General features: G+C 61.8%; 12 protein-coding genes. 5 read left to right on the forward strand and 7 right to left on the reverse strand.

Going from position 1 to position 11,348, the window contains the following annotated elements; translation table 11 throughout:
* Positions 1-149 precede the first annotated feature (149 nt).
* Positions 150-1,379, reverse strand: coding sequence for a cytochrome P450 (locus tag CBB91_RS12325; protein ID WP_273014249.1), 1,230 nt, complete (start codon positions 1,377-1,379; stop codon positions 150-152).
* A gap of 187 nt (positions 1,380-1,566) precedes the next feature.
* Here CBB91_RS12325 and CBB91_RS12330 point away from each other — a divergent pair, with 187 nt between their 5' ends.
* Complete coding sequence (locus tag CBB91_RS12330) at positions 1,567-2,949, forward strand: cytochrome P450 (RefSeq protein ID WP_273014250.1); 1,383 nt, start codon at positions 1,567-1,569, stop codon at positions 2,947-2,949.
* On the opposite strand, the gene CBB91_RS12335 is transcribed toward CBB91_RS12330, so the two are convergent.
* From CBB91_RS12335 to CBB91_RS12355, 5 genes are all read right to left on the reverse strand, one after another.
* On the reverse strand, positions 2,946-3,716 hold the full coding sequence (locus tag CBB91_RS12335; protein ID WP_273014251.1) for a siderophore-interacting protein: 771 nt from the start codon (positions 3,714-3,716) through the stop codon (positions 2,946-2,948). The two genes, CBB91_RS12330 and CBB91_RS12335, sit on opposite strands and share 4 nt — an antisense overlap.
* Positions 3,717-3,823: 107 nt before the next feature.
* A complete protein-coding gene (locus CBB91_RS12340; protein WP_273014252.1) occupies positions 3,824-4,255 on the reverse strand; it encodes a PaaI family thioesterase in 432 nt (143 codons plus the stop codon).
* A complete protein-coding gene (locus tag CBB91_RS12345; RefSeq protein ID WP_035546735.1) occupies positions 4,255-4,710 on the reverse strand; it encodes a PaaI family thioesterase in 456 nt (151 codons plus the stop codon). Before CBB91_RS12345 ends, CBB91_RS12340 begins: the two co-directional genes overlap by 1 nt.
* A 15-nt stretch (positions 4,711-4,725) precedes the next feature.
* Positions 4,726-5,208, reverse strand: a complete 483-nt coding sequence (locus CBB91_RS12350; protein WP_273014254.1) for a ClpXP protease specificity-enhancing factor SspB — start codon at positions 5,206-5,208, stop codon at positions 4,726-4,728.
* A gap of 184 nt (positions 5,209-5,392) precedes the next feature.
* Complete coding sequence (locus tag CBB91_RS12355) at positions 5,393-5,578, reverse strand: hypothetical protein (RefSeq protein ID WP_035546724.1); 186 nt, start codon at positions 5,576-5,578, stop codon at positions 5,393-5,395.
* Between the two features lie 117 nt (positions 5,579-5,695).
* Here CBB91_RS12355 and CBB91_RS12360 point away from each other — a divergent pair, with 117 nt between their 5' ends.
* The 4 genes from CBB91_RS12360 (at position 5,696) to CBB91_RS12375 (ending at position 9,918) form a co-directional block, all read left to right on the forward strand.
* Entirely contained in the window at positions 5,696-6,937 is a 1,242-nt protein-coding gene (locus tag CBB91_RS12360) for an aspartate aminotransferase family protein (RefSeq protein ID WP_273014255.1), read from the forward strand.
* Between the two features lie 29 nt (positions 6,938-6,966).
* The gene (locus CBB91_RS12365) at positions 6,967-7,833 is read left to right on the forward strand and encodes an SDR family NAD(P)-dependent oxidoreductase (RefSeq protein WP_273014256.1); all 867 of its coding nucleotides are present in this window, start codon (positions 6,967-6,969) and stop codon (positions 7,831-7,833) included.
* A gap of 108 nt (positions 7,834-7,941) precedes the next feature.
* A complete protein-coding gene (locus CBB91_RS12370; RefSeq protein WP_273014257.1) occupies positions 7,942-9,147 on the forward strand; it encodes a Gfo/Idh/MocA family oxidoreductase in 1,206 nt (401 codons plus the stop codon).
* 99 nt (positions 9,148-9,246) lie between these two features.
* Entirely contained in the window at positions 9,247-9,918 is a 672-nt protein-coding gene (locus tag CBB91_RS12375; protein WP_273014258.1) for a glutathione S-transferase, read from the forward strand.
* A gap of 3 nt (positions 9,919-9,921) precedes the next feature.
* Here the strand turns inward: CBB91_RS12375 and CBB91_RS12380 are convergent.
* The coding region (locus CBB91_RS12380; protein WP_273014259.1) for an amidase at positions 9,922-11,348 on the reverse strand (1,427 nt) is incomplete at its 5' end.

An 11,348-nucleotide genomic window follows, 5' to 3' on the forward strand; every position in this document is an offset into this window, starting at 1 on the left:
GCAAATATCCGGGACCTATTGGAGCGGCTTGGGCAGAGGGTATGGGAGTTGCGCTGGTCTGCGATGGGTCCCGGACAAGCCTTTCAGGCTTTCCCGGATGACAGGAATGGGGTGGAGGCTCCGGCATTCGCCGAAGACACGGGAGAAACTCACACTTCCACGTCCAGTCGCTCCAGCCCACGGAAGAAGGGGAGGGCGCGCCAGGTCAGTTCCTGCTCTGGCAGGCGCATGTCAGGATAGCGCGCGAACAGTTTCTCGAACACGCGGCGCGCTTCCATGCGGGCCAAGGGGGCCCCGATGCAGATATGTGGGCCGCCGCCGAAAGCGACATGGCTGGCGCGTTTCTGCGTGATGTCGAACGCCTCGGGCGCGTCAAATACGGCCTCGTCCCGATTGGCGGAGGCGAGTGAGCAGAACACGACCTGATGGGCCTTCATCGGACAACCGGCGACCGTCTTGTCGGCCTCGACGATGCGGGAGGTGGCCGAGACGGGCGCCTCATAGCGCAGCACTTCCTCAACCGCCTGCGCGCCCAGTGCCGGATCGGCCTTGAACGCGGCGAGCTGGTCCGGATGGGTCAGGAACAGCCACACGCCATTGCCGATCAGGTCTGTCGTGGTGAGGTTCCCGCCAACAAGGAGCGCGCCGAGATTGATGCGCAGTTCGTCATCTGTCAGCGGAGCGTCGCCGCTTGCCTGCAGCTGTACCATGTCTGTAATCAGATCATCGCCGGGGGTCTTGCGGCGCGCCTCCATCAATTCGGTGAAATAGGCGTCGAGCGCGTGGCTGCCGTGTTCCATCCGCTCCGTCTCTTCCGGGGTGCGCACGGGATTGAGGCTGAGGATGATGTCTTCTGACCATTGGCGGAAATCCGGCAGGCGTTCCTCGTCCACGCCGAGAATGCGGGCGATGACGGTGACGGGGATGGGCACGGCGATGTCTGCCATCAGGTCAAACCGGCCGGTCGCGGGCGCGGCGTCGATGGTCTCGTCAATAATGGCTTCGATCTGGGGCTTCATCTTCTGGATGCGCGCATAGAAGGCCTTCGCCAGGGGCGGGCGAACGCGGGCATGGTCAGGGTCATCCAGGAAGAGAATGGAGGTGCGGCGCGGGGTTTCGTCGTCCTCGATCAGCTGGCGCGAAATTGAGCCTTCTTCGGAATTGAGCGGATGGCGGACGAAGCTGCGATCATTCACGGTTTCGCGAATGTCGGCATAGCGCGTCAGGAACCAGGTCTTGGCGATCTCGTCACGCATGACGGGACAATTGTGGCGCAGGGCTTCAAGCTTGGGATGCGGATTGGCGCGCGCATCGGGCATGAAAGCGGTCACTTCAATAACGGATTGCGGCACCGGCGGTGCGGTCTGGTCGTCGGCCATGTTTTCCTCCCTGTCCGGTCTTTGCGCCGGATCACTCCAGTGAGCTTAACATGGATCAGCCGCGAAATCGTGGGTGACGCTGGGCGAAGGGAATTTCTGCTCTAAATAGAGAAAGCCGGTTTTTGCCCCTTGAGTGTCGTAGGGAGAGCCGGGGATAGTGTGGTCAAAACATGACTCGGAGGAAGCCATGACGAGGCTGGTCAGCGACGCCATTCTTGAAGACACCGGCGCAGTAATGCCGGCAAACCCACTTGCCTATCCCATGCTCGAATCGGATTTCGAGCTCTGGAATCCCAACTCCTGGACACAGGGCCACCCCTACGAACTCTATGCCCGCATGCGCAGCGAAGCGCCGGTCATGTGGTCCAAGATGGGGCGGGGCGGCACGGGCTTCTGGTCGGTCTCCCGCTATGAAGACATCAAGGCCGTTGAGCTGCAGCCGCAGGTTTTTTCATCGGAGCGGGGCGGCATCAATCTGGCCGTGCCCCCGCGCCAGCATTGGAAACCGGAAATCCTGGTGCGCGCGGCGATGGACAATCTGATCTCGATGGATGAGCCGCGCCACATGCAGATGCGCATCCAGCAGAAGGATTTCTTCATTCCGGCCTATGTGAAGCAATTGCGCGAGAAGGTCAGCGTGAAGGTGGACTCGCTGCTGGATGATCTGGAGGCGAACGGACCAGAGGTCGATTTCGTCAAACTGTTTTCCAACCAGCTGCCGCTGTTCACCCTGTGCGAGATGCTGGGCGTGGACGAAGAAGATCGCCAGAAGATCGTCCACTGGATGCATTACCTGGAAATGGCCAGCCAGTTCATGACCAATCCGCTGCGCACCTTCCTGGGCGAACCATTGTTCCCGCTGCGCTTCAAGAAAGTGGTTGAGGACATGTTTGCCTATGGCGCGCAGGTGATGGCAGACCGCCGCGCCAATCCGCGGGAAGACCTGTTGACCGTGATCGCCCATTCCAAGCTGGACGATGAAGACCTGCCACAGGAATTTCTCGACGGNTCCTGGTTGCTGATCATCTTTGCGGGCAATGACACGACGCGCAATTCCCTGTCGGGCACGATCAAGCTGATGACAGAATGGCCGGANCAGCGCGCCATGGTGCTGGANGATCCGTCGTTGATCCCGCGNATGTCNGACGAGGCGCTGCGCCTGATCTCNCCGGTGAAGCACATGCGCCGCACCGCNCTGGAAGACATTGAGCTGAACGGCCAGATGATCGCCAAGGATGAGAAGGTCGTCATGTGGTACGGCGCCGGCAATCGGGATGCGGACATTTTCCCGGACCCGGACCGGTTCGACATGATGCGCGACAATGTCGACAAGCATATCGCCTTCGGCCACGGCATCCACAAATGCCTCGGATCCCGCGTGGCGCAGATGCAGCTGCGCGTGGCCTATGAGCAGATTTTCCAGCGCTTCCCGGACATCGAGTTCACCGGAGAGATCAAGTACGGCCCGAACGCGCTGGTCCATGCGATCTCGAAGCTGAAGGTCAATCTCTACGGCAAGGGCAAGTCCCGCCCGACCAAGGTGCAGGTTAAGTCGATGGCGACGGCCTAGGCCGCTATTTTCGCCTTGAAGGCTTTGTGTTCGGGTTCGATGAGGCCGAGTTTCCAGTAGGAGCTGACATAGGTCAGGTCTTTGCGTGTCGGGCGTTCCTTGCGGAAATAGGTGCGGAATAGTCTCGCCACGGAGAATTCGCCGGCGACGAATACGCTGGGCGCGCCGTCGCGCCAGGTGACGGACTGGATCGCATCGATCAGCTCGTCACTCGGCGCGTGGGAGTCCGCCTTGATGATCCAGTGGATGGTGATGCCGGCTGGCGCGCGCACGGGCTGGCGGTCTTCCTCGCTGAGGATTTCGAAGAAGGCATCGCCGACCGCATGTTCTGGCAGACCTTCGAGTTCGATGGCGGCGGCCGGGATGGCGGCCATGTCCGCTGCGAACAGATGCCAGTCTGCCTCTTCGACCGTGAATTTCAGCGTACCGGGGCGCGAGATCAGGATATGGTCGCCAGGCTTGGCCTGTTTCGCCCACGGCCCGGCAATGCCTTCATCGCCATGCACGACAAAATCGATGTCGAATTCCTGCTCCGCCGGGCGGACATGGCGCAGCGTATAGGTGCGCATCTGTGTCTTGTAGGTGTCCGGATCGAAGGCGGGCGGGCCAGCTTCGCCGGGGGCAGGGGCCAGCACTTTCAGGTATTGGCCGGGCGCGCCGAGCGTGAAGTCTGCCGCAAATTCTGACCGGAAGGTCAGGCGATACATGTGCGGCGTCAGCTGTGCGGTGCGCAGGACGATGGCTTCGGCAAAATTGGATGAGGACATGAACGGGCATACCTGTGTTGAGAATAATTCTCAATCACACATATGGCCTGTGCGGGCGGGATCAAGCATGTGAGCGCAATTTGGCCTGAAAAAAACGCGTCTACGGCTCAGCCGAGGGCGCGCGGAATGCAGCTGGCAGTGGCCTGCGCCAGCAATGTGCCGTCTTNGCGGCGCAGGAAACCTTGCGTGAAAATGCCGGCGCGGCCCCGGCGGACACATTCGCCGCGACCGATCAGGCGCTCACCGACCGGNACGGGGCGGATATAGCTTGTTGTCATTTGCAGGGTGGGGGCCATCGCCGGGCCATCCTGCACGATGGAGCCCGCGACGCTCATCACTTCATCCAGCATGGCCGCAACGAATCCGCCTTGGCCATCGCCAGCCGGATTGCCCGCTTCGGGCGGCAGGGTAAAAGCNGCTTCGACCCAGCCTTCGGTCTCGTCAAAGGCGATCAGTTCGAAATTCAGGAAGCGGGCGGCGGCGGGAATATCGTCCCGCGTCAGCAAGTCCTGCCAGAAGGCGCGCTTGTCAAAGCTCATCAGCCGAGGCGTTTGAACAGCATGGGGATGGCGGTGGCGGTCGCCTTGGCGACGAGCTTGCCATCTGCATCGAAACATTCGGCTTCCATGAAGGCGGCGGACTTGCCCATGCGCAGGATGCGGGCCTCAACGCTGGCCTTGCCTGGCATCAGGCGGCGCAGATAGCTGGTCTTCATCTCAAGCGTTGGCGCCGTCATGGTAATGTTGGAGGCGATGATCACGCAGGTGCTCATCGCTTCGTCCATCATGGCGGAAATGAAACCGCCCTGAACCGCGCCGGTCGGGTTGGCGAAGCTGGGAGAGACGTCAAAATCCATGCGGATGCGCTGGGCATCCTGCTCGACTTCGACAAGGCGCATGCCCAATGTGTCAGAGCAGGGCGGGCGCTTCTTGGAGTTCTGGAAACGCGCCAGCATGTCGGCGTCGGAGACGCGGGGTTTTTCGTCGTCGGACATGGTTGCGGTCCGGCCCTATTTGCGGCGGAAGGCGTCGAGATTGACGACGGTTCCGGCCTCTGCCTCGGCGCTTTCGGCGTCCTCAGGGGCACTGGGCGCGCTGGTTGCTTCGCCCGCAGGAGAAATAACGGCAGCGTCCTTGTCCGGGGATTCGAATGTCAGGCCGAAATTGACCGACGGGTCCACGAACCGTGTGATGGCGGCATAGGGCACGTGCAGGTGCTGGGGCACGCCGGAGAATTTCAGGATTATCTCGAAATGGCCGTCATGCACTTCCAGATCCCAGTATTGGTGCTGGATCACGATGGTCATTTCTTCGGGGAAGCGCTCGATCAGATAGTCGGCAATCTTCACGCCGGGGGCGCGGGTTTGGAAAGTCAGGTAGAAATGATGGTCGCCCGGCAGGCCGTTGCCCTCAACGCCAGTGCGCAGGGCTTCGCGTACAACGCCCCGCATAGCCGCCTGAGTAAGTGCCTCATAGCCGATATAGTCCGTCATAAGCCTGTGTATTCCCCAGATGTCGTATGTCGTCGTAGCGATGCTTACAGTAGGGGCGTGGACGCAGGCTCGCAACGGCGTTCGCACAACGGGCGAGCAAAAAAGTCAGGTTCGCTTGCGGGAAGCTGTGACTAACCCATTGTGGCAGAAGCCATCTTTGCGAGCCTTTGCCCTGAATGAAACACTAGTAATTTGCCGGTGGGTCGCTGGCCGGGAAGGACTCGTCGAGTTCCTCATCGACCTCGTTCCACTCTTCCGGGGGATGCTCCATATTCTCTGCACCCGCAGGGCGAACCTTCTTGTGGTGAGTCGGTTCGTCTTCGGTTTCGGTCTCTGGTTTGCGATTCTTCGGATCAGCTTGCTGTGTCATGTGCATACTCCTTCGTGCCAATCCAACGCATCGCGCCGCCTTTGGTTGCGTCTGGGTGCAATCTCTCTAGGCTGTCCCAAACAGGCCGGAACACCGGCAATCGGGAGGACAGTTTACATGATCACCATGCCGGAAAAGGGGCGCGACTGGAGTGACGTGCGCGAGGAGATGATTGCGCGCGGCGGCGGGGATGCGCAATGGCGCGACGGACGCACCACGGTCTACGTATTTAATGCAGGGCCGGAAATCTCGAACATCCAGCATGACGCCTATGGGCTCTACATGGCGGAGAATGGTCTCGGTCCGCTCGCTTTCCCGAGCCTGGCACAGATGGAGAAGGAAGTGATCGGCATGGGCCTGTCCCTGCTGCATGGGCCGGAGGGCTCGACCGGGGCGATGACGTCCGGTGGCACCGATTCGATCACGATGGCGATGAAGACCGCGCGCGATTATGCGCGCAGCCGGGGCAAGCCGCGCGAGGGGCAAAATGTGGTGCTGCCGCAATCGGCGCATCTTGCCTTCGACAAGGCTGCGCATCTGATGGACATCGAAATTCGCCGCGTGCCTCTGAAAACTGATGGCAGCTATGAGGCGGATCCGGTGGCGATGGGGGAGGCTGTGGACGCCGCGACGATCATGATGGTCGGGTCGGCGCCGAACTTCCCGCATGGCATCATTGATCCGATCGCGGCGCTGGGTCAGGTGGCGGAGCAGAAGGATGTCTGGCTGCATGTCGACGCCTGTGTCGGCGGCTATTTCGCGCCCTTTGCGCGGATGAATGGCGTGCCCGTGCCTGAATTCGATTTCGAGGTTCCGGCCGTCAAATCCATGAGCGCGGATCTGCATAAATACGGCTATTGCGCGAAGGGCGCGTCGACAGTCCTGTTCCGGTCAGAGGAGCTGTATGCCCACATGCCGTTTGACATGGCCGGGTGGAGCGGCGCGCCGATGAAGACGCCGACGCTGGCAGGCACGCGGCCGGGCGGAGCGATCTCTGCGGCCTGGGGCGTGATGAACACTCTGGGCATTGAAGGCTACAAGCGGCTTCAGGGGCAGGTCTGCGCGACGCGGGAGCGTATCGAGGAGGGCGTCAAGCGGCTCGGCTTTGACGTGGTCGGCAATCCGATGCTGGGCCTGGTGGCCTTCTCGCATCCGGATGTCCATGCCTTCGCGATCTATGGCGAGATCTTCCGGCGGGGCTGGTTCACCTCCGTCACGAAGGAGCCACCAAGCCTGCACCTGATGCTGAGCCCGAAACATGCCGACGTGGCGGACGCCTATCTCGCCGACCTCGATGCCAGCGTGAAGGCGGTGCAGGCCGGCACGGCAGGTGAAAAGGTCGAGGCGCGCTATAGCTGACATAATGTATGAATGGGGAGGACGCAGACATGGAAACGAAGGGACGAACAGCCGTCATAACAGGTGGTGCAAGCGGCATTGGTGCGGCGCTGGCTGACGCAATGGTGGCCGATGGCGGCCGCGTTGTGATTGTGGACATCAACAAGGACGCCGCCGAGGCGCAGGCAGCAAAGCTGGGCGATGCGGCGCACGCCATTGCGTGCAATGTCGCCGATGTGGCGGGTGTCGAGGCGATGGCGGAGGAGGCCTGGAACTGGNTGGGCGGGGTCGATCTTGTCTTTGCCAATGCCGGNATCAGTGTTGCCCGNCCATTGCTCAAGGCNAGTGAGGCGGAATTCGATGTNACGATGGGCGTGAATCTGAAAGGCGTCTGGGCTACGGCGAAGGCCTTCGCTGTACGGATGATCGAGGCGGGCCATNCCGGGCATATCTGCCTGACCGCATCTGAACACGCCCTTGGCCTGCAACATCCGGGAAATGGTTTCTACACGGCATCAAAGCATGGCGTCCTGGCGCTGGGCGATGTGTTCCGGGCTGAATTACCGGACAGTATCGGCATGAGCGTGTTGTGCCCCGGCCTGACCGCGACAGGCATGCCGGATACGAGCCCCGCAGCAACGGGTATGTCGGCGGATGAGCGCCGCAGCGCGATCGCCCGTGCGGTCATGGCGCAAGGCAAGCCGGCGGAGGAGGTAGCCCGCCACACGCTGGACGAGATCGCGCGTGGCACATTCCTNATCGTGCCGGAACCGTCGGCCTGGCTGGCGGCGGAGAAACGGGCCGACGAAGTGCAGGAGGAGTTTGCACGTCAGGCGCCGATGGGGCCGGGNNCCATGCAGTATCATGTCGGCGCTGTGGTGGAGCGTATCCGAAAGTCTGGCCAGGGCCTGCTGTGACGCGGTTGTGATCAACCACGCCCGGCTTTTCCCTTGACCGNGCAGGGCGGCTGGGTTTCTCTTTCGGTAGCGCTAACACAAGATGCAGCGACCCTCAGGGAGACCCTCATGACCGGATTCATTCATTCGCGCAGGCAATTCATTGCCCTAAGTTCCGCCACCCTTGCGGCGGCGCCGTGGATCGCGGGATGTGCCAGTGCAGAAGGCAGCGGCGCGATCCCGGCCAAGGCGATCGGCATGCCGTGGCCCAACTGGGGCGAGTTGCCCGACAGTCCGCCGCCNGCACCGAAAGAGGGCAGCGTCGGGTTCGCCGTNATGGGGCTGGGCGGCTANGGCATCGGCAAAGTGTTGCCCGCGCTGGCCGCGGCCGACCGGTGTCANGTGGCGGCAGTCGTGTCCGGAAACCCTGACAAGGCGAAGAAGGTGGCNGCGGCCTATGGCCTGTCGGAGGATGCCATCTATTCGTATGAAGACTTTGACCGCATCGCCGACGATGATCGCGTCGAAGCGGTGTATAATGTGCTGCCGACGGGCCTGCATCTGGAATGGACGGAAAAGAGCTTTGCGGCAGGAAAGCATGTCCTGTGCGAAAAGCCGATGGCGATGTCGGTGGCCGAATGCGAGCAGATGATTGCTGCCTCGGAGGCNGCCAATCGCAAGCTGATGCTTGCCTATCGCTGTCATTTCGAGCCGTTCAATTTGCGCGCCATGGAACTGATGCGGGAAGGGGCAGTCGGCAAGATCAAACATATCGAGACGGCGCAGAATTACCGTATGGGACCGACCAGCGTGTCTGAAAACTGGCGGGTGGTTCGCGCGCTGGCCGGAGGTGGGCCGCTGGAGGATTACGGGATTTATGGTCTTCAATCTGCGCTCTACCTGTCTGGGGAAATGCCGGTGGCCGTAAAGGCCGTGACCGAGCAGCCCGCAAACGATCCGCGCTTCGAGCAGATCTTCTCCACTGTCACGACAGATCTGCGCTTCCCGTCCGGGGCGACGGCGCGCCTGTTCACCTCCTATGACACCGCGCCCGGCAACAATATGGCGCGGGTNGANGGNGAGGCCGGCACGCTGCTCATGCAACCGGCGACGGGCTATGGCGGCCACAAGATGAGCCTNACCCGCGATGGCGTGACCGAAGACCTCAATCCTGGCGACCCGAACGTACAATTCGCGCTTCAGTGCGATCATCTGGCGGACGCCATTCGCGACGGNACCGAAATCATCACGCCGGGCGAGATGGGCCTGCGGGACATGGCGCTGATCGAGGCGATCTATCGCTCCGCCGCTGAAGGGCGCGAGATCACGCTCTAGCGCGGAAATTCATCGCCCCTGCGCAAGGGAAAGCTGGACGCGGTCGCCCCGCGCCCTACAGTNCTTCCTGTTTCCAATATTGGGCTGAGGGGCNAATCCATGATCACGCTNCACCATCTCGAAAAGTCGCAATCCATCCGCATCCTCTGGCTGCTGGAGGAATTGGGTGTGCCCTATGAGGTGAAGCTGTATGACCGCGATCCNAACACNCGGCTGGCCCCGGCGGAATACAAGGCCGTNTCACCGCTCGGCACTGCGCCCTGCATCAGCGATGGTGACGTCACGCTGGCCGAGACGAATGCCATTGTCGACTATATNATGGACAAGCATGATGATGGCCGCCTGCGCCCCGCGCCGGGGACGGATAATCGTGCAGATTACCTGTTCTGGTTCCATGCCTCGCAGGGCAGTTTCCAGCCCTTGCTGACCAACAAATTCGTCATGATGGCGATGACCAGCCGCGCGCCATTTTTCCTGAAGCCTGCGGCGAAGATGTTGGTGGGCGGCCTGGACAAGGCCTTCTTCGGCCCGCGCCTGAGCGCGTTCATGGCAGAGGCGGAAAAGGCGCTGGGCAAGCATAAATGGTTCGCTGGCGAAGAGTTGACGGCAGCAGATATCGTAATGGGATATTCGATGGAGCTGGCCGCGCACCGGGCTGGCATGGACGCCGGAAACTATCCGAATGCGCACCGTTTCCTGCAGCAGATGCGGGCCTATCCCTCCTATCAGCGCGCGCTGGAAAAGGACGGCAAGGGCACGATCCTGCTCTAGTGCCTAATCTGGGCGGCGCATGGCATTTGCGATGTTCGGCAGGTCCTCTGCCGTCTGATAGTATTGCGGTTCTGCGCGGGCATTGCTGGCCTGTTCATAGGCGTAGCCAAGGGAGAGGATGGTGGCGTCCTGATCCTTTCCGCCCATGAACGAGATTCCGACCGGCAGGCCGCGAGCAGTTCCCATCGGTACAGTCAGGTGCGGATAGCCGGCGATTGCCGCCATGAAGCCTGCGCCGGGCCAGTCCGGCCAGACATCGCCATTGACCGGATCAACGCGCGGGGCGAGGGGGCCNGTCGGCGCCACCAGTGCAATCACGTCATGNTCCGCCAGAAGACGGTCTATGCCATCCTCACGTGTTGCCGACTGCACAAGGGCGACGGCNTCGCGATAGCCGTCTGACTCGAGCCCGTCCATCGCGTTCGATTGTTCGAAAATATCCTGGTTGAACAGNGCCAATTCGGNNTNGGCATTNTGCTGGTTGAAGGCGATGAGGTCTGCAAGAGAGCGGGTCGTGACCGCGTCGGGGGTGGTGGCCAGATAGGCATTCAGCGTGGCCTTGAACTCATATTTCAGCACATCGAACGCCTTGCCCCAGAAGCCGCTCGGCATGTCNACATCTTCTATATCAACAAGGATGGCGCCCGCCGCTTCCANATCGNCCAGTGCCGCGTGGAAGCGCTCCCGGATCAGGGCGTTGCTNCCCTCTGCCCCGCGCAACACGCCGATGCGCGCGCCCTGAAGAGAGGCGTCGTCCAAAGCGCTGGCATAGTCCGTTCTCGTATCTCCGGTTGCCATCGCGGACAGCATCATCGCTGCGCCCCTGACCGATTTGGTCATTGGGCCTGCCGTGTCCTGTGAGGAGGAGATCGGGATAATATAGTCTTGCGAGACAAGGCCGACGGTTGGTTTAAAGCCCACCACGCCATTGACCGTAGAGGGGCAGGAAATCGACCCATTGGTTTCTGTTCCGACGGTTCCCGCGGCGAGTGAGGCAGCCGCCGCTGCGCCAGAGCCGGAACTGGAGCCGCAGGGATTGCGGTCCAGCATGTGCGGATTNCGGACTTGCCCACCAAGGGCGGACCAGCCGCTCATCGAGCTGTTGGAGCGGAAGTTCGCCCACTGGCTGAGATTGGTCTTGCCAAGGATGATGGCGCCCTCCGCGCGCAGGCCCGCGATCAGGGGCGAGTCGCGGCCGGTGATATTGTCCTTCAGGGCGAGCGCGCCGGCCGTGGTGGGCATGGCGTCGGCCGTCTCGATATTGTCCTTGATCAGGATAGGCAGGCCATGCAGCGCGCCGAGCGGTTCACCCGCTGCGCGCTTTGCGTCCAGCGCGCGGGCCGCGTCCAGCGCATCCGGATTCAGGGTGAGGACCGCCTGCAGCGTGGGGCCGCTCCGGTCGACCTGTTCGATCCGGTCGAGATAGGCTT

The organism is Hyphomonas sp. TMED31, from assembly GCF_002172815.1.
Taxonomy (GTDB): domain Bacteria; phylum Pseudomonadota; class Alphaproteobacteria; order Caulobacterales; family Hyphomonadaceae; genus Hyphomonas; species Hyphomonas atlantica.

What these genes read in the sequence shown, in the direction of transcription:
- CBB91_RS12325 (WP_273014249.1), bottom strand. Translation starts at nt 1,379, where the DNA reads ATGGCCGACGACCAGACCGCACCGCCGGTGCCGCAATCCGTTATTGAA.
- CBB91_RS12335 (WP_273014251.1), bottom strand. Translation starts at nt 3,716, where the DNA reads ATGTCCTCATCCAATTTTGCCGAAGCCATCGTCCTGCGCACCGCACAG.
- CBB91_RS12345 (WP_035546735.1), bottom strand. Translation starts at nt 4,710, where the DNA reads ATGTCCGACGACGAAAAACCCCGCGTCTCCGACGCCGACATGCTGGCG.
- CBB91_RS12350 (WP_273014254.1), bottom strand. Translation starts at nt 5,208, where the DNA reads ATGACGGACTATATCGGCTATGAGGCACTTACTCAGGCGGCTATGCGG.
- CBB91_RS12355 (WP_035546724.1), bottom strand. Translation starts at nt 5,578, where the DNA reads ATGACACAGCAAGCTGATCCGAAGAATCGCAAACCAGAGACCGAAACC.
- CBB91_RS12360 (WP_273014255.1), top strand. Translation starts at nt 5,696, where the DNA reads ATGATCACCATGCCGGAAAAGGGGCGCGACTGGAGTGACGTGCGCGAG.